Consider the following 17,473-nt stretch of genomic DNA (forward strand, 5'->3'; position numbering starts at 1 on the left):
TAAGTGATAAAAAAGGCCGGACTTGTTCCGGCCTTCTTGTTGTTAAAGCTGCTCGCCGTTGCTGGCAATCACCTGCTGATACCAGGCGAAGCTCTTTTTCTTTGAACGTGCCATGGTGCCGGTGCCGTCATCGTTTTTATCCACATGGATAAAGCCGTAGCGCTTGTTGTACTGACCGGTGGTGAACGAGACGCAGTCAATGCAGCCCCACGGCGTATAGCCCATCAGATCGACGCCATCTTCCAGCACCGCTTTTTTCATCTGCTCAATATGCGCGCTCAGGTAATCGATGCGGTAGTCATCTTCAATAAAGCCGTTGGCATTCGGTTTATCAATAGCGCCGAAGCCGTTTTCCACGATAAACAGCGGCTTTTGATAGCGCTCATACAGGATATTCAGCGAATAGCGCAGGCCGACCGGATCGATCTGCCAGCCCCAGTCGGAGGCCTTGACGTGCGGATTCGGCACGCTGCCTTCGAAACCGGTAATCGAGTCACCTTCGCCTTTGGTATTCGCCTGCACCGCATTGCTCATGTAATAGCTGAAGCCGATATAGTCACAGCAGCCGTTGCGCAGGATCTCTTCATCTCCGGCTTCCATTTCAATGTGGTAACCTTTGCGCGCCCATTCATGCAGCGTATAAGCAGGATAATAGCCACGCATCTGTACATCGCTGAAGACATAGCGGCGGTGCATCGCTTCCTGAGCAAACATCACATCATCCGGATGGCAGGAGAAAGGATAAACCGGCACCATGGCGATCATACAGCCAATCTGGAAATCGGGATTGATGCGATGACCCAGCTCTACCACTTTGGCGCTGGCAACAAACTGATGGTGCATCACCTGATACATCGCCTGTTCCGGTTTTTCATGATCGGTGAAGACCACGCCTGAGCAGCAATAGCCGAACAGCGGATAGTTCCAGGTGCGCTGGTTATTGATTTCGTTAAAGGTCATCCAGTATTTCACTTTGTGCTGATAGCGGTTCATGACCACTTCGCTAAAGCGCACAAAGAAATCGACCACTTTACGGTTCAGCCAGCCGCCATACTGTTTCACCAGATGCCACGGCATCTCAAAGTGTGACAGGGTGATCACCGGTTCGATACCATGCTTCAGCAGCTCATCGAACAGGTCGTCGTAAAATTGCAGCCCCGCTTCGTTCGGCTCCCGTTCATCGCCATTGGGAAAAATGCGCGTCCAGGCGATAGAGGTACGGAAGCATTTAAACCCCATCTCTGCAAAAAGCGCGATATCTTCTTTGTAGCGATGATAAAAATCTACCGCTTCATGGTTTGGATAGTTATAGCCGGGCTGTACGCCATCGGTCATCACGCGATCGACGCCGTGTGAGCCGCCGGAGAGCACGTCACAGATGCTGATACCTTTACCGCCCTGATCCCAGCCACCTTCAACCTGATGCGCGGCAACGGCGCCGCCCCAGAGAAAATCCTTCGGTAATTGCTGCTTTGTCATAAAGAGATCCTTACTGTTGCAGTAAAAAAGGGTCTGGCTTACACAGCACCCAGTGATATTACGCGGCGGCAGGAAAATATTAGTGCAGCCGTTATCAAGGGCGCAGGGAAATATAACGGTTTGATTGCAAACGTTGACCGGAGTGTAGCAAAGCGCGGAAGAATGTCACGTTATAACGAAACGTGACAAACGTGATTTGTTACCTGAGAAAAACAGCCTGTTTTATTTCGCCTGACGGCTGGCGAGTTTACGCCCAATCGTCTCGATAATATACATAACGGGCACCTGACTGGTAATATCAAAGCCGCCATTCATGCGTATTAATGGCATATGACAGGAGATATTAAAATCGGCCAGCTTAGCCAGCGAGCTGGTTTCGCTATTGGTAATGGTGATGATTTTACAGCGGTGCAGGCTGAACTGGCTCGCCAGCCTGAGGATCTCCTCGGTTTCCCCCGATATGGAAAGAATAATCGCCAGGGCATCTTTATACATATCGTTACTAACCGGATAATAGGGGTCATCAATATAATTGCTGAACTTACCGACATTAGAGAAAAAGCGTGCACCATATTTCCCTAAAGTTCCGGAGGTACCCGCGCCAACAAAAATAATACGCTGCGCCGCCAGAATATGATCCACCGCCTGGCTAATTAAATTTTCGAATTCATCGTTATTAATACTTTTAAAAAAGCTGACGATTTCATTAACGCCATAATTAACAGGGCGCTGCTGCTCCTGTTCCAGATATAATTTAAAACGAATACGAAACTCGGAATAACCGTCACACTGCATTTTTCGACAGAAGCGTAATACCGAGGTGGTAGAGACGCCAGCGGCATCCGCCAGTTCGCGAATGGTCATATACATCACCTTGTCACCGCTTTTGATCACGGTGCTGTATACCATCATCTCTGTGTCATTGAGCGTTGAAATTATACTGTGAGTAAACATGCTATATCCGCCAGTGATTCCCGCGCCATACCTTACCAGATTTTGCCTTAATCACCGACGGGCGCTTACAGGTTATAGCATGAGATAAATTTAATAAGCGTACACGTGTACACTGAAATGATAGTTAGCTAGTCTGTGTGAATAAAGCTGAACAGGGGAGACAATAACGATTCCCTTTGTATAAACAAAATATCAGCGGGATGGAGGGAGTAAGACATGGTGAATAAGAGCGGATTGTCGCCGGGATACTCGTTGGCGGAGGAAATTGCCAACAGTATCAGTCACGGCATTGGCTGTATTTTTGGTATCGTCGGGCTGATCCTGCTGCTAAGTCAGGCGCTGGAGGCGAACGCAGACGCGATAGCTATCACCAGCTACAGTGTGTACGGTGGCAGTATGATTTTGCTGTTTCTGGCCTCGACGCTATACCACGCGGTTCCCTGGCCACGCGCGAAATTTTGGTTAAAAAAGCTGGATCACTGCGCCATCTATCTGCTGATTGCCGGCACCTATACGCCCTTTTTGCTGGTGGGGCTGAAGTCTCCTCTGGCGCATAGTTTGATGGTGGTTATCTGGAGCATGGCGCTGGCGGGAATTATTTTTAAGCTGGTTTTTATCCATCGCTTTAAGGTGCTGTCGCTGGTCACCTATCTACTGATGGGCTGGCTGTCGGTTATCGTTATCTATCAGTTGGCGATGAAGCTGGCGCCCGGCGGCGTCTGGCTATTGGCGGCGGGCGGCATCACCTATACGCTGGGGGTGATCTTTTATGTGGCTGATCGCATTCCTTACAATCATGCAATCTGGCATGGCTTTGTATTGGGCGGCAGCATCTGTCACTTTTTAGCCATCTATCTTTACGTGCTGTAAACGAACAGGCATAAAAAAGGCGGCTGCATAGCCGCCTTTTACCTGCTGTTTCAGTCAGGCTTCCGCCAGCGAATAGGGCAGCGGCTGAATGGCCAGCAGGCCGCCGTCATCGCCCTGCACACGCAGTTCGCTATCTGCTTCCAGGTCGTTATTCAGTACCGCCTGAACCCAAACATCGCCTGACTCCAGCTGCACCGCCGCCAGAATAGTGCCGGTGCGCCGCCAGTTTTCACCCATTCTGAGTTCCAGCGCATCGCCAGCCTCAGGCACGCGTCCCGCTTTACCTGCCAGCCAGTAAAGAGCACGCTTGTTGGCGCCGCGGAATTTGGCGCGCGCGACCATCTCCTGACCGGTATAGCAGCCTTTCTTGAAGCTGATCGCCTCCAGCGCCTGTAAATTAACGGCCTGAGGGATCAGCTGCGCGCTGTTTTTTTCATCCAGTACCGGCAGGCCCGCTTCAATATCCAGCGCCAGCCACTGCTGGCTGTCGTTCAACTGCGCTTCGCCTTCCAGCGCCTGTTTCAGCTCGCTGGCTTTTTCCACGGTGGTCACCAACAGAAAACGCTCAGCTGGAGTACTAAACCACAACAACGTGGAATCACCATCCTGAATCACCGGCGTTTGTGCATCCGGCAAAGCGGCAAAACGGTTAGTCAGCGCGGCTCTGGCCTGAAAGCCAGCAACGCCAAGCAGCACCGCGTTGTCGTCGGCAGCGATGGTGACCTTAGAAAACACGGCGTATTTTTTCAGTTCGGTGATCTGCGTATCACGCAGGCCGCGACGCACCAGATAGGCGTAACCTTCGCCACGGTGAAACAGGCGCAGGTTGCTCCACATTTTGCCTTTGGCATCGCAGTGCGCGCAGGGCAGATGCTTTTCAGCGGGCAGAGCGGCGACATCCAGCGTCACCTGACCTTGTAAATAGGTGGTGCTGTCAGCGCCCTGAGCGACAACCAGCGCCCAGTCTTCCAGTGAAATCAATGTCAGCGGCAGACGGGATGAAGCAACCGGCTGGCGCGGTGGAAAAGTAAAGTCAGGCATAGCGAAATCCTGAAGAGTCAGTGAATACCAAAAGTGACTTCATATTAAAAGAGCAAGAGGGCTTTGCAACCTGTTTCCGGAAACAGACGCACAAATCGCTTGATAACCCTGTAACTTGCGCGTGCGCTATGCGGCACTCTACGCAGGAGAGGAATTTGCCTGTAACAGGCCGGAAAAAAAGCGCTACACTAGCCAGCATATTTAAGCTAACCGATGACAGAACACATGGATATTAACGATAAATCCCGTATTCACTGGGCGTGCCGCCGTGGCATGCTGGAGTTGGACATCGCCATCATGCCTTTCTTTAAATATGAGTATGATTCGTTAAGCGATGACGATAAGGCGCTGTTTATCCGTCTGTTGAAAAGCGACGATCCGGATCTGTTTAACTGGCTGATGAACCACGGCGAACCGGCGGACGCCGAGCTAAAACGCATGGTGCAGCTGATCCAGACTCGTAACCAGCAGCGTGGCCCGGAACGTGGTGCGGTGGCAATCTGAACTGACGCCGTCGGCATTAGCCCGGTGCGTTACCCTGGCGCTTTATTTGTCGATCGCCGCCGGACTGCTGCTGTTGCCCTGGCCGACGCGGCTGATCCCCATTATTGTCGGCCTGCTGCTGTTATTAATCATTGAGTTACGGTATCGCCTGCATTTACAGCAGCGCTGGCGCGGCGTATTAACCACGGATGAAAACCGCTGCTGGTGCTGGCAGCAGCAGCGTGGTTGGGTAACGCGTCCGCCTTTTGTGCTGCCGTTTGGCGTTATCCTCTCGCTGCGTACGCAACAGGGGAAACGTTTTTCACTGTGGCTGATGCGGGACAGCATGAGCGAAACCAGCTGGCGAGCGCTGCGGCGTCTGACAAAAGGTTATTATTGACCGATGAATCCCGGGCAATATGCACCCGGGATAGCCTGAGCAGTAGAGCAGGTTAGAGTAATGCAGCGGTTTCCGTCAGGATCTGTTCACACCACTGCGCGATGCGTTCATCGCTTTCTTCAAACTGATTCACATCATCCAGCGCCAGGCCAACAAACTGTTTGCCGTCGGCGGTAAGGGGTTTCGGACTGGTAAATTCATAACCTTCGATTGGCCAGTAGCCGACAAACTGTACGCCCATCGGTGCCAGCAGCTCATGCAGCATGCCCAGCGCGTCAAGAAACCATTCGCCATAGCCCAACTGATCGCCCATACCATACAGCGCTACCACCTTACCGCGCAGGTTAAGCGCCGCAATCTCCTGCCATTTTGCCTCCCAGTCCTCCTGCAGCTCCCCAAAATCCCAGGTTGGAATGCCAAGGATCAGCATATCGTACTGCTCCATTAGTGCCGGAGAATCATCCTTCAGGTTATGCAGCGTCACCAGCTCCTCGCCGATAAAATCACGAATTTTCTCGGCGGCCATTTCGGTATAACAGGTGCTGGAACCGTAAAAAAGGCCAATCTTCATACGGAACATCTACTCATAAATAGCTTCAGATGGGCGCAATTGTATCAGAAGGCCGCCGCTTTCAGGCATAATGCGGAGAAATTCACACGTTTGCGCAAAGAGGCAAGAGTGCAGGATAACGATCTTATTGAACAGTTTCTGGATGCGCTGTGGATCGAACGCAATCTGGCGCAAAACACCCTGGCTTCGTATCGTCAGGATCTGCAATCGTTAATCGGTTGGCTGAAACACCATGAGCGAACGCTGCTTCAGGCAGAGGCGGCAGATCTACAGGCTTTTCTTGCCGATCGCGTGGAGGGCGGTTATAAAGCCACCAGCTCGGCGCGCCTGCTAAGCGCTATGCGTCGTCTGTTTCAATATCTGTATCGCGAAAAGCTACGGACTGATGATCCCAGCGCGTTGCTTTCTTCGCCGAAACTGCCGCAGCGTCTGCCGAAAGATCTTTCGGAAGCGCAGGTCGAACGTTTACTACAGGCACCCAGCGTTGAGCAGCCGATTGAGCTGCGTGATAAGGCGATGCTGGAACTGCTGTATGCCACCGGGTTACGTGTTTCCGAACTGGTAGGATTAACGGTCAGCGACGTTAGTCTGCGTCAGGGCGTGGTTCGCGTCATCGGCAAGGGTAATAAAGAGCGGCTGGTGCCGCTGGGGGAAGAGGCGATACACTGGCTGGAGCAATATCTGGAATATGGCCGCCCCTGGCTGCTGAATGGGCAGGTCATCGACGTGCTGTTTCCCAGCAATCGTGCGCAGCAGATGACGCGTCAAACGTTCTGGCACCGAATTAAGCATTACGCCACGGTGGCAGGCATCGACAGCGAAAAACTTTCGCCACATGTGCTGCGCCATGCGTTTGCCACGCATTTGCTGAACCACGGCGCGGATTTACGTGTCGTACAGATGTTGCTGGGACACAGCGACCTCTCCACCACACAGATTTATACGCATGTCGCCACTGAGCGTCTGCGTCAGTTACATCAACAGCATCATCCGCGCGCCTGAGGCCGTGGAACAATAAGGGAACAGGATGAAAAAAACATTTGCTATCGTCGCCTTGCTGGCTGCCGCTGTTACCGGTGTCGCGCAGGCCGACGACGCTACGATTCAGCAATCACTACGCAAACTGGGACTGCAACAGACTGAAATCCAACCTTCTCCGCTGCCAGGCATGAAGACCGTGCTCTCGGAAAGCGGCGTGCTGTATGTCACCGAAGATGGAAAGCATTTTATTCAGGGTCCGCTGTATGACGTCAGCGGCGCGCATCCGGTGAATGTCACCAATCAGCTGCTGCAGAAAAAGGTTGATGCGTTAAGTAAAGAGATGATCGTTTACAAAGCGCCAAAAGAGCAGCATGTGATTACTGTTTTCACTGATATTACCTGTGGCTACTGCCGTAAGCTGCATCAGGAAATGGCGGATTACAACGCGCTGGGCATCACCGTACGCTATCTGGCTTTCCCGCGTGAAGGGATGAATGGTCAGGTAGCGAAAGAGATGAAATCTATCTGGTGCGCGGCCGATCGCAACAAGGCATTTGATGCGGCGATGAAAGGCGACGAAGTTTCCCCTGGCGACTGCAAAATCAATCTCGATCAGCATTATCAGCTGGGCATTCTCTATGGTATTCAGGGCACGCCAGCCATCCTGCTGGAAAACGGCATGATGATCCCAGGCTATCAGGGCCCGAAAGAGATGAAACAGCTTCTTGATAAACAAAAAAGCGGTAGCTAATCAGCAGTGAATAAACCCACGCAACTCCGCCGTCGTGAGGCGGCAAACAATGCGGCGCTGCCAGCGGATCTTCATCCGCTGCTGCGCCGTCTCTATGCCCAGCGAGGCGTAATCGATGAGCGCGCCCTGGAGCGCGGCGCGAAGTTTCTGCATCCGTGGCAGGGCTTAAGCGGTATGGATCGGGCGGTTGCCTTGCTGCATCAGGCGCTGCGCGATGAGAAACAGATTATGATCGTCGGTGATTTTGATGCCGACGGCGCGACCAGCACCGCGCTGACCGTGCTGGCACTACGCAGCATGGGCGGCCGGAATGTGCAATATCTGGTGCCTAACCGCTTTGATGATGGCTATGGCCTGAGCCCGGAAGTGGTGGAGCAGGCGGCAGCGCGCGGCGCAGAGTTAATTCTGACGGTCGATAACGGTATTTCCTCACATGCGGGCGTGACCTGCGCGCATCAGAAAGGGATCCCGGTGCTGGTCACCGATCACCATCTGCCGGGCGAGACGCTGCCAGCGGCAGAAGCGATCGTTAATCCTAACCTGACCGACAGTACTTTTCCTTCAAAGGCGCTAGCCGGAGTTGGCGTCGCGTTTTATTTAATGCTGGCGCTGCGGGCGCATTTGCGTGAGCAGGGCTGGTTCGACAATGGGCTGAGCATTCCTAATCTGGCGGAGCTGCTGGATTTGGTGGCGTTAGGCACGGTAGCGGACGTGGTGCCGCTGGATGCCAATAACCGCATTCTGGTCTGGCAGGGCATGAGCCGCATCCGTGCGGGCAAGTGTCGTCCGGGGATCCGTGCGCTGCTGGAAATCGCCAATCGTGATGCGCGTCAGCTGGCCGCCAGCGATCTGGGCTTTGCGCTGGGGCCGCGTTTGAATGCGGCGGGCCGTCTGGATGATATGTCGGTCGGCGTGGCGCTGTTGCTGACGGAAGACTTAGCGCAGGCGCGGATGCTGGCCAGCGAACTGGACGCTTTAAACCAAACGCGTAAAGAGATTGAGCAGGGGATGCAGGCTGAAGCGTTGACGCTCTGTAATCAGCTGGAGCGCAGTAGCGAGGCGTTGCCTTTAGGGCTGGCATTTTATCATCCTGAATGGCACCAGGGCGTGGTTGGCATTCTGGCTTCGCGCCTGAAAGAGCGCTTTCATCGTCCGGTAATCGCCTTTGCGCCAGCGGGCGGCGGCACTCTGAAAGGCTCTGGTCGCTCAATCGCCGGGTTGCATTTGCGAGATGCGCTGGAGCGGTTGGATACGCTGCATCCCGGTTTGATTCTGAAGTTCGGCGGCCATGCGATGGCTGCCGGGCTATCGCTGGAAGAGTCGAAGTTCGAGCAGTTCAGCGCACTGTTTAGCGAGCTGGTGGACGACTGGCTGGATGCAGAAGCCTTGCAGGGCGTGATCTGGTCCGATGGCGAGCTGATGGCGCAGGAGCTGACCTTACCCACCGCAGAGATGCTGCGTGATGCCGGTCCCTGGGGACAGGCGTTTCCGGAGCCGGTGTTCGATGGCAAATTCAAGCTGTTACAGCAGCGGCTGGTAGGCGAACGTCATCTGAAGGTAATGATTGAGCCGTTAGGCGGTGGCCCGTTACTGGACGGTATCGCTTTTAACGTGGATACGCGCCTGTGGCCTGACGCCAGCGTGCGGCACGTAGAGCTGGCCTATAAGCTGGATGTGAACGAGTTTCGCGGCAACCGCAGCGTACAACTGTTAATCGAGCATATCTGGCCGTTATAAGCATAAGCTGGCATGAGGGAGCTATCTCTTCTGCCAGCGCTTTTCTCTCACTCTAATTTATTATTCGCTCATTTATTACCATCATATAATTCAAAAAACCAAGATTATTATTAATCTGTTTACATTGATACCTTTAATGATTGATTGCGGTTAATTCATTACATTGTGATCCCTGTCAATTTAATGGGAGCAGGGTTTTATTACTTTGCTGCTTGAAAACAGAGACAGATGACAATGTTTAAATTTATTTCTTTACTATTGTTTAGCGTATCATTATCTGCTCATGCTATGAGCATTGAAGATGAGCTGGCACAGATAAAATATTTCTCTATAGGCTATAACGGGTTTGTGCCTAAAAAATCAGAAGGTGAACGACTTTATGAAAAAATAATGTCCTCAACACACAGGGAAGATATTTTTTTAAGAGTGATACAGTCAGAAAAAGCCACAAAAGAAAGTAAGCTTTATGCCGCATGTGGATTATGGCTTATTAACAAAAAGAGACTTGGCGAGATTAACCCAGCACAAGGCTATGTCACCATACTTCAGGGGGATATTTTGCAAAAAAGAAAGTTTGGAGAAATCTTCTCCATAATAAAGAGGAAAGGGTGTTATTGATAAAGAAAAATGAGTGTTATTATAAGAAAGCTATTGCATGTCGAAACCCAAAAAATATCTGGTGCGATGAACCTTAATGGCTTACGTCCATCAAATAATATCTTTGACAGTAGGGGAAAAGATATGGGGGGGGATAGATGCAAATAATAAATGCTGGAAACCAGGTACACCAACCTGGATTATGTATCCACAAGGGAATTACCCGCGTTTTTGAATGATTTTTTTCTGCTCCATAATGACTTACGGCTCTCATTTGAGAGCCTTGTTGTTATCGCATTAACGCTGAACTCAGGGAAGCGACAGACGGGCCGTGGAGTAAAGCCTCCGCGTCAGGGATGACGCGGCGGAGTCTCCAGGGATGGATTGACGACGTCTTTACGGAACGGCCCGCCTGTTGCTGACGCCCCCGGTCTGAATACCAGTGTCGATCCGCCGCGACGCCCCGAAACCCAACACCAACACCAGTCCGCCGCGACGCTGTCCACCCAAACATCAGCCCCGTTCGCCGCAACATTGCCGTACAAAACTACAATCTCACTGCCTTTTCGGTTAAACTCCCCTGTTATATCTCATGTCACTTCTTAAAAGATCCTAAAGCCATGTTTGAAATCAATCCGGTGAAAAATCGTATCCAGGACCTCACTGAGCGCAGCGACGTTCTTAGGGGGTATCTTTGACTACGATGCCAAGAAAGAACGCCTCGAAGAAGTAAACGCTGAACTCGAACAACCCAACGTCTGGAATGAACCTGAGCGCGCCCAGGCGCTGGGTAAAGAACGCTCCACGCTGGAAGCCATCGTCGACACCCTTGACCAAATGACCCAGGGCCTGGAAGACGTGGCTGGCCTGCTGGAACTGGCGGTTGAAGCGGACGATGAAGAAACCTTCAACGAAGCCGTCGCCGAGCTGGACATCCTGGAGAAAAAACTGGGCGAACTGGAATTCCGCCGCATGTTCTCCGGAGAATATGACAGCGCCGACTGCTACATCGATCTCCAGGCGGGATCCGGCGGTACGGAGGCTCAGGACTGGGCCAGCATGCTACTGCGTATGTACCTGCGCTGGGCAGAAGATAAAGGCTTCAAAACCGAAGTCATCGAAGTCTCCGACGGTGAAGTCGCGGGCATCAAATCCGCCACTATCCGTATCGCCGGTGAATATGCCTTTGGCTGGCTGCGTACAGAAACTGGCGTCCATCGCCTGGTGCGTAAAAGCCCGTTCGACTCCGGCGGTCGTCGTCATACTTCCTTCAGCTCCGCCTTCGTCTACCCGGAAGTGGATGACGATATCGATATCGAAATCAACCCGGCGGACCTGCGTATCGACGTCTATCGCGCATCCGGCGCGGGCGGCCAGCACGTTAACCGTACGGAATCAGCGGTGCGTATTACCCATATTCCAACCGGCACCGTCACCCAATGCCAGAACGATCGCTCTCAGCATAAAAACAAAGACCAGGCCATGAAGCAGATGAAAGCCAAGCTTTATGAACTGGAAATGCAAAAGAAAAATGCCGAGAAACAGGCGCTGGAAGACAACAAATCTGATATCGGCTGGGGCAGCCAAATTCGCTCCTACGTGCTGGATGATTCACGTATCAAAGATCTGCGCACCGGCGTAGAAACCCGTAACACCCAGGCTGTGCTGGATGGCGATCTGGATCGTTTCATTGAAGCAAGTTTGAAAGCAGGACTCTAAATATGTCTGAACAACAATCACAAGGCGCTGATGATGCGCTGGAACTTAACAACGAACTGAAAGCGCGCCGTGAAAAACTCAGCGCGCTGCGTGAACAGGGCGTGGCGTTCCCGAATGACTTCCGCCGCGACAGCGTCTCTGACCAGCTGCACGCTCAGTACGATGATAAAGAAAACGAAGAGCTGGAAGCGCTGAATATTGAAGTCAGCGTGGCGGGTCGTATGATGACGCGCCGCATCATGGGTAAAGCGTCATTTGTTACGCTGCAGGACGTTGGCGGACGTATTCAGCTTTACGTCGCGCGCGATGACCTGGCGGAAGGCCTCTATAACGAACAGTTTAAAAAGTGGGACCTGGGCGACATCCTTGGCGCGCGCGGCAAACTGTTTAAAACCAAAACCGGCGAGCTTTCTATCCATTGCACCGAACTGCGCCTGTTGACTAAAGCGCTGCGTCCGCTGCCGGATAAATTCCACGGCCTGGCCGATCAGGAAACCCGCTATCGTCAGCGCTATCTGGATCTGATCGCCAACGAAGAGTCGCGTAAAACCTTCCAAATTCGCTCGCAGATCATGGCCGGCATCCGCCAGTTCATGGTTGGCCGTGACTTTATGGAAGTGGAAACGCCGATGATGCAGGTGATCCCTGGCGGTGCTTCTGCACGTCCGTTCATCACGCATCACAACGCGCTTGATATCGACATGTACCTGCGTATCGCGCCGGAACTCTACCTGAAACGCCTGGTTGTAGGCGGTTTTGATCGGGTATTTGAAATCAACCGTAACTTCCGTAATGAAGGTATCTCGCCGCGCCATAACCCTGAGTTCACCATGATGGAACTCTATATGGCCTACGCCGATTACAAAGATCTGATCGAGCTGACCGAAAGCCTGTTCCGCACGCTGGCGCAGGATGTATTGGGCACCACTGAAGTGCCATACGGCGACCAGACGTTTGATTTTGGCAAGCCGTTTGCCAAACTGACGATGAAAGAAGCGATTCAGAAATATCGTCCGGAAACCAACCTCGCCGATCTGGAAGACTTTGATAAAGCGGTGGCGATTGCGCGCTCGCTGGGTATCAAAGTAGAAAAAAGCTGGGGCCTGGGCCGCGTCGTTACCGAGATCTTTGAAGAGACGGCGGAAAGTCATCTGATCCAGCCGACCTTTATCACTGAATATCCGGCAGAAGTCTCTCCGCTGGCTCGTCGTAACGACACCAACCCGGAAATCACCGATCGTTTTGAATTCTTTATCGGCGGACGTGAAATCGGCAACGGCTTCTCCGAGCTGAACGATGCTGAAGATCAGGCTGATCGTTTCCGTCAGCAGGTGGAAGCGAAAGATGCCGGTGATGATGAAGCCATGTTCTTCGATGAAGATTACGTCACCGCGCTGGAGCATGGCCTGCCGCCGACCGCTGGTCTCGGCATCGGTATCGACCGTCTGGTAATGCTGTTCACCAACAGCCACACCATTCGTGACGTTATCCTGTTCCCGGCGCTGCGTCCGTCTGCGAAGTAATTCAGGTTATCCTGCTAAAAGGGACGCTCAGGCGTCCCTTTTTATTTTGATTCCCACCCAGCGGCTTCTGCTGCTCTCTCTTGAGATTCTCTTTTTCCTTTGCCATGCTCAAAAGATTCTTTCTGTAGGGAGTTGAAAGCATGCAGCTAAAAGCGCGTCCCGGCTTTATTCGTCACTGGCAAGAACTGGAAGCGCCTGATGAAGCGCATTACAGCGGCAGTAGTGAGCACATGGGCATCGGCGCGCCGCTGGGGCGGGCGCTGGGATTAACACGCATCGGCATCCATCACGAGCGCCTGTTGCCCGGGCGTCGCCTCTCTTATCCACATGCTGAAAGTGCGGAAGAGGAGTTCGTTTACGTGCTGGAAGGGCAGCCTGATGTCTGGATCAATGGCGAACTCTATTCCTTGCAGCCGGGCGATGCGGTGGCTTTTCCTGCAGGAACGGGGATTTGTCATACCTTTATTAATAACGGGACGGCGGAAGCCAGATTACTGGTGGTGGGCGAAGCGAACAAAGAGGAAAATCGCATCCATTATCCGCTGAACCCTGAGTATGAAGCGACCCGAAGCGATCGTTGGCGCGATCCGCCGTTGCAACCCCTGGGTGCGCATAACGGGCTGCCAGATAAGCCGCGAGAGTAGGGGGCCAGGCAGGCACCGGCGCTTACGATTTTGTCTCTGCCGTCAGCCAGTCCGAAAACTGTGAATAAGGCACATAAAGCGCGGTGTTCTTATACAGCGTTTTGCCGCTTTTCTTGTCGTTAATCTTTGCGCTGTAGCCGACTATTACCCCAGCCAGCGTATCGTCAGAAGCGTTATAAACCGCGCCGCCAGACATTCCCTGTACCACGCCTGCGTCTGCCGCGACCACCACACAGCCCTGCTTATTCCAGCTGTTTTTCAGGTTGCTATTCGCCAGGTTTTTACCGGATGAAGAGACCGGCATCGCAGTATAAAAACTGTAGCCGTAGAGATTTATCCGGTCGCCCATAAAGCCGTTACGAAAGCGTGGCGGCAGATTTTTCTCGTCATTCTTATGGTAAACGATCGCCAGATCGCACTCAGGATGCCAGGCCTTAACCTTGTATAAAGAGAACTTCGCGACGTGGGCGGCGGTCAGGCTATAGTCCGCAGTCAAAGGAATTGTGGTGCCCAGCGTGCCGAGACCCAGCACCGTGGGAATGCCGGTTACGGTCATATCAACGCGCTTTTGGGCCTCTTTACTGTATTCATAATGACCGACTGAACAACCGGTCAAACTTAAAACCAGCAGGGCAAAGCTCTTACGCATAACCACTCCACGATATAATCATTAAGCGCTGTTAATACCTTGTCAGGATATCGGCAGCCGCTGCGCTTTCTTTAGTGCTTAATATATCTGCTAAAAGTCACAATAACGTTACATTTCGCAGCATTGAAGGATAGTGAAGAGCAACTTTATCAAAATACCGCTGTTAATCGTTAAGTGTGCTTAAAGGAATCCTCTTAAAGACGATGTGCGCTGCGTAACTGTTCAGTGCAGGATTATTGCTCGTAGCGCAATAAACCCTTGCCGGTTTCGGGGTGTTTGTCACATTAGCGCTGTGCTTTAATAGCCGCGTGGCGCAATAAATAGATGCAGCATTACAACGCGTCATCCAATCCGCTGCCTGACAGCGGCCTGCCTGGAGTCTGCAATCATCGTTTCTGGAGAATGTTATGCCTGTTTCATTACTGGCGCTGGCGCTGAGTGCGTTTGCAATCGGCACCACTGAGTTCGTTATTATGGGGTTACTGCCGGAGGTGGCGGGCGATCTGCGCGTGTCGATCCCTTCCGCCGGCTGGCTGATCAGCGGCTATGCGCTGGGCGTCGCAATCGGCGCGCCGGTCATGGCGCTGCTGACCGCACGGTTACCGCGCAAGCGCACGCTGATCCTGCTGATGTCGATTTTTATTATCGGCAACATCCTGTGCGCACTGGCTTATAGCTATAACCTGTTGATGCTGGCACGTGTTGTTACCGCGCTGTGTCATGGTGCCTTTTTTGGTATCGGTTCGGTGGTGGCTGCCAGCCTGGTTGCGCCTAATCGTCAGGCTTCAGCGGTTGCGCTCATGTTCACCGGCCTGACGCTGGCTAACGTACTGGGCGTACCGCTCGGTACCTGGTTTGGTCAGCTGTTTGGCTGGCGCGCCACCTTCTGGGGCGTAGCGATAATTGGCGTACTGGCCTTTGTGGCTTTGATCGTTAGCCTGCCGACTAATAAAGATGAGAAGCCGGTGCATCTCGGCAGTGAAATCAGTGCGCTGGCGAATGGTAAGCTCTGGCTGTCGCTGCTGATGACGGTCTGCTTTGCGGCGGCAATGTTTGCTCTGTTTAGTTATATCGCACCGCTGCTGTTGCAGGTTACCGGCATCAGCAATCGCGGCGTGAGCTGGACGCTGTTCCTGATCGGCGCGGGTCTGACGGTGGGCAATATCATCGGCGGCAAGCTGGCGGACTGGAAAGTTTCTTTCAGCCTGATCCTGAGCTTTGCGCTGATTGCGCTTTTCTCGTTGGCCTTTAGCTGGACCAGTCACGGGCTGTGGCTGGCGGAAATCACCCTGTTCCTGTGGGCGATGGCAACATTTGCTACCGTGCCGGGGCTGCAGATTAACGTGGTGCGCCACGGTAAAGAGGCGCCGAACCTGGTTTCTACCCTGAACATTTCTGCGTTTAACGTGGGCAATGCGCTGGGTGCCTGGGTTGGCGGTGCGGTTATTGAAGGCGGCTACGGCCTGACTGCGGTGCCGGTGGCAGCCGCCGTGCTGGCTGCAATCGGCCTGATTGTCTGCCTGATTACCTTCCGTCGCGCCAACGGTAAAGCGCAGCCGGTAAACGCGTAATTCAACCGAGCGTTAATGCGCTGGCGGCCTCGCGTCGTCAGCGCTGCCCGCCAGGCTATTTTCCTCCATGTTGTATCCCTTTCATTGCCTTATCCACGCTGTTTCCAGACATTCTTATAAAACCTAAATCATCAATCTGTTCGCCGGGAATTGTTTGGTTATCCATCGTATAACTCTCTCTGTTATCCGAACGTGTTATGCCTAATTGCGCGCTAAAGTGTGCGCTTATATCCCATTGGGTTATTAACACTTTATGTTACCTTAGCGGTTTTATATCAGGGTGTTAATCTATGAAAGTACGCAAAATCATCACCCCAAACTTTTATAAAAAGTTCAGATGCACGGGTCCGGAATGCTTAAATCACTGTTGCCATGGATGGATTATTTACATAGATAAAAAAACACATGATAACTATATTAATTCGCGCGATGAAGAAATAAGAAGCGTGGCGAAGAACGCCCTTGCGTTAACCCGGGCGGGAAGAAAGAAATATTCCATTATTAAGTTTAATGACGAGGGAACGTGTCCTTTTTTTACAGCCGACAAGTTATGTAGAGTGCACCAAAAGTTAGGGGGCGACGCGCTCTCTCCAACCTGTGCGATCTATCCAAGGACACAGCGTATCTGGGGCGATCAGTTACGCCGTGGCCTGACGATGGCCTGTTCTGAAGTGGTGCGTCTGGTCTTATTTGCTGAAGACAGTATGCAACAGCACGAAGAAATCAACCTTCTTGCCTCAGCGGCTAAAAGTAAACTGCTTTATAAGGATAGCTTAGGGCAAGCCAGTCAGCTTATTCACCTGTTTGCCTGGAACCTGATCGCGGCGCAAAGTAACGATATTGAGGCCAACTTATTCGCCCTGGCGCAGTTTGTTTTGTATCTACAGCGTATAAATTTTGATTTGTCGGGGCGGCTTGCTGAAGCTGAAGCGTTCTATGAAGAATTACTCGCGTCGCTACACAGCGGTCAACTGTCAGTCAATAACGAAGAACGAGAGCAGTCGGCCTTGTTGAAGCTTCGCGCAATTATGGCAATTTATAAAGATATAAATACTACCACGCGGAATTACTCTCTTCGCGCTGATTATATTTCTATTGCGGAATATCTTGAGGAAGAAGTTTCTAATAAAGCTGATCTGAAAAATAAATTCGCTCGTCTTAATCAGCAATGGCAGCAGCTTTGTGCCACTTCATGTCTGAAAGATCCTTATGTGTTGCGCAATTATTTACTTTATCAGCTCTATACCAGCTGGTTTCCCGGCAAAGATCTTTCGCTTATTATGCGGCTGTTTTACCGCATGGTGATGGACTATTTCTTCCTCAAAATTTCACTTGCGGTGAAGTCGCTGTATAAAGACATTAAACAGGAGGATGTGCTTACTCTGTTTGCCGACTATTACCAGTATGTCGGCCATTCTGCCCAAACAGCGGATAACCTCGATAAAGCCATTAACGAAATAAACGGCGGAGATGATCTCTCCTGCCTGTTGCTGTTAGGTTAAC

Annotated in this window: 17 protein-coding genes; 12 read left to right on the forward strand and 5 right to left on the reverse strand. The window is 52.2% G+C overall.

Going from position 1 to position 17,473, the window contains the following annotated elements:
• Window positions 1-42: 42 nt before the first annotated feature.
• Together ACQE3Y_RS15050 and ACQE3Y_RS15055 are read right to left on the reverse strand one after the other, a co-directional pair.
• Window positions 43-1,479, reverse strand: a complete 1,437-nt coding sequence (locus ACQE3Y_RS15050; RefSeq protein ID WP_426973606.1) for a 6-phospho-beta-glucosidase — start codon at window positions 1,477-1,479, stop codon at window positions 43-45.
• Window positions 1,480-1,701: 222 nt separating this feature from the next.
• Complete coding sequence (locus tag ACQE3Y_RS15055) at window positions 1,702-2,433, reverse strand: MurR/RpiR family transcriptional regulator (RefSeq protein WP_426981999.1); 732 nt, start codon at window positions 2,431-2,433, stop codon at window positions 1,702-1,704.
• Window positions 2,434-2,649: 216 nt separating this feature from the next.
• On the opposite strand from ACQE3Y_RS15055, the gene trhA reads away from it, so the two are divergent.
• Entirely contained in the window at window positions 2,650-3,303 is a 654-nt protein-coding gene (gene trhA / locus ACQE3Y_RS15060; RefSeq protein ID WP_426973608.1) for a PAQR family membrane homeostasis protein TrhA, read from the forward strand.
• A gap of 54 nt (window positions 3,304-3,357) precedes the next feature.
• Here trhA and ygfZ read toward each other — a convergent pair whose 3' ends face one another.
• Window positions 3,358-4,344, reverse strand: a complete 987-nt coding sequence (ygfZ, locus tag ACQE3Y_RS15065; protein WP_426982000.1) for a tRNA-modifying protein YgfZ — start codon at window positions 4,342-4,344, stop codon at window positions 3,358-3,360.
• Between the two features lie 225 nt (window positions 4,345-4,569).
• Between ygfZ and sdhE the strand changes: the two genes are divergently transcribed.
• Window positions 4,570-4,848: an FAD assembly factor SdhE gene (gene sdhE, locus ACQE3Y_RS15070; protein WP_085070265.1), complete on the forward strand. Its 279-nt coding sequence runs from the start codon at window positions 4,570-4,572 to the stop codon at window positions 4,846-4,848.
• Window positions 4,832-5,227 (forward strand): protein YgfX, encoded by a 396-nt coding sequence (locus ACQE3Y_RS15075; protein ID WP_426982001.1) that lies wholly within the window; start codon window positions 4,832-4,834, stop codon window positions 5,225-5,227. Before sdhE ends, ACQE3Y_RS15075 begins: the two co-directional genes overlap by 17 nt.
• Window positions 5,228-5,279: 52 nt before the next feature.
• Here ACQE3Y_RS15075 and fldB read toward each other — a convergent pair whose 3' ends face one another.
• Complete coding sequence (gene fldB, locus ACQE3Y_RS15080) at window positions 5,280-5,798, reverse strand: flavodoxin FldB (protein WP_085072289.1); 519 nt, start codon at window positions 5,796-5,798, stop codon at window positions 5,280-5,282.
• 108 nt (window positions 5,799-5,906) lie between these two features.
• Between fldB and xerD the strand changes: the two genes are divergently transcribed.
• The 7 genes from xerD to ACQE3Y_RS15115 all read left to right on the forward strand — a co-directional run bounded on the left by xerD (window position 5,907) and on the right by ACQE3Y_RS15115 (window position 13,750).
• Entirely contained in the window at window positions 5,907-6,800 is an 894-nt protein-coding gene (xerD, locus tag ACQE3Y_RS15085) for a site-specific tyrosine recombinase XerD (protein WP_426973615.1), read from the forward strand.
• A gap of 25 nt (window positions 6,801-6,825) precedes the next feature.
• Window positions 6,826-7,530: a bifunctional protein-disulfide isomerase/oxidoreductase DsbC gene (gene dsbC / locus ACQE3Y_RS15090; protein WP_250650803.1), complete on the forward strand. Its 705-nt coding sequence runs from the start codon at window positions 6,826-6,828 to the stop codon at window positions 7,528-7,530.
• A 6-nt stretch (window positions 7,531-7,536) separates the two neighbouring features.
• Entirely contained in the window at window positions 7,537-9,267 is a 1,731-nt protein-coding gene (gene recJ, locus ACQE3Y_RS15095) for a single-stranded-DNA-specific exonuclease RecJ (RefSeq protein WP_426982002.1), read from the forward strand.
• A 228-nt stretch (window positions 9,268-9,495) separates the two neighbouring features.
• Window positions 9,496-9,885: an MchS3 family protein gene (gene mchS3 / locus ACQE3Y_RS15100; RefSeq protein WP_426982003.1), complete on the forward strand. Its 390-nt coding sequence runs from the start codon at window positions 9,496-9,498 to the stop codon at window positions 9,883-9,885.
• Window positions 9,886-10,484: 599 nt separating this feature from the next.
• Window positions 10,485-11,583 (forward strand): peptide chain release factor 2 gene (gene prfB / locus ACQE3Y_RS15105; RefSeq protein ID WP_250652765.1). Its coding sequence is split into 2 segments (ribosomal slippage): window positions 10,485-10,559 and window positions 10,561-11,583, totalling 1,098 coding nucleotides; the frame shifts between segments, so codons are not numbered across the junction.
• 2 nt (window positions 11,584-11,585) lie between these two features.
• Window positions 11,586-13,106 carry a lysine--tRNA ligase gene (gene lysS / locus ACQE3Y_RS15110; protein WP_426973618.1) on the forward strand — a complete coding sequence of 507 codons (1,521 nt, stop codon included), beginning with the start codon at window positions 11,586-11,588 and terminating at the stop codon, window positions 13,104-13,106.
• Between the two features lie 140 nt (window positions 13,107-13,246).
• Window positions 13,247-13,750: a cupin domain-containing protein gene (locus ACQE3Y_RS15115; RefSeq protein WP_426973620.1), complete on the forward strand. Its 504-nt coding sequence runs from the start codon at window positions 13,247-13,249 to the stop codon at window positions 13,748-13,750.
• Between the two features lie 22 nt (window positions 13,751-13,772).
• Here the strand turns inward: ACQE3Y_RS15115 and ACQE3Y_RS15120 are convergent, their stop codons facing one another.
• Entirely contained in the window at window positions 13,773-14,399 is a 627-nt protein-coding gene (locus ACQE3Y_RS15120) for a serine protease (RefSeq protein WP_426973622.1), read from the reverse strand.
• A gap of 407 nt (window positions 14,400-14,806) precedes the next feature.
• Here ACQE3Y_RS15120 and ACQE3Y_RS15125 point away from each other — a divergent pair, with 407 nt between their 5' ends.
• Entirely contained in the window at window positions 14,807-15,970 is a 1,164-nt protein-coding gene (locus ACQE3Y_RS15125; protein ID WP_426973623.1) for an MFS transporter, read from the forward strand.
• 290 nt (window positions 15,971-16,260) lie between these two features.
• Window positions 16,261-17,472, forward strand: coding sequence for a flagellin lysine-N-methylase (fliB, locus tag ACQE3Y_RS15130; protein WP_426982004.1), 1,212 nt, complete (start codon window positions 16,261-16,263; stop codon window positions 17,470-17,472).
• Window position 17,473: the final 1 nt, after the last annotated feature.

Origin of the sequence: Pantoea sp. FN0305 (assembly GCF_050113845.1) — a bacterium.
GTDB classification, from domain to species: Bacteria; Pseudomonadota; Gammaproteobacteria; order Enterobacterales; family Enterobacteriaceae; genus Mixta; species Mixta alhagi.

Coding starts and splice junctions, on each gene's coding strand:
- ACQE3Y_RS15050 (WP_426973606.1), bottom strand. CDS start 1,479: ATGACAAAGCAGCAATTACCGAAGGATTTTCTCTGGGGCGGCGCCGTT.
- ACQE3Y_RS15055 (WP_426981999.1), bottom strand. CDS start 2,433: ATGTTTACTCACAGTATAATTTCAACGCTCAATGACACAGAGATGATG.
- trhA (WP_426973608.1), top strand. CDS start 2,650: ATGGTGAATAAGAGCGGATTGTCGCCGGGATACTCGTTGGCGGAGGAA.
- ygfZ (WP_426982000.1), bottom strand. CDS start 4,344: ATGCCTGACTTTACTTTTCCACCGCGCCAGCCGGTTGCTTCATCCCGT.
- sdhE (WP_085070265.1), top strand. CDS start 4,570: ATGGATATTAACGATAAATCCCGTATTCACTGGGCGTGCCGCCGTGGC.
- fldB (WP_085072289.1), bottom strand. CDS start 5,798: ATGAAGATTGGCCTTTTTTACGGTTCCAGCACCTGTTATACCGAAATG.
- dsbC (WP_250650803.1), top strand. CDS start 6,826: ATGAAAAAAACATTTGCTATCGTCGCCTTGCTGGCTGCCGCTGTTACC.
- mchS3 (WP_426982003.1), top strand. CDS start 9,496: ATGACAATGTTTAAATTTATTTCTTTACTATTGTTTAGCGTATCATTA.
- lysS (WP_426973618.1), top strand. CDS start 11,586: ATGTCTGAACAACAATCACAAGGCGCTGATGATGCGCTGGAACTTAAC.
- ACQE3Y_RS15115 (WP_426973620.1), top strand. CDS start 13,247: ATGCAGCTAAAAGCGCGTCCCGGCTTTATTCGTCACTGGCAAGAACTG.
- ACQE3Y_RS15120 (WP_426973622.1), bottom strand. CDS start 14,399: ATGCGTAAGAGCTTTGCCCTGCTGGTTTTAAGTTTGACCGGTTGTTCA.
- ACQE3Y_RS15125 (WP_426973623.1), top strand. CDS start 14,807: ATGCCTGTTTCATTACTGGCGCTGGCGCTGAGTGCGTTTGCAATCGGC.
- fliB (WP_426982004.1), top strand. CDS start 16,261: ATGAAAGTACGCAAAATCATCACCCCAAACTTTTATAAAAAGTTCAGA.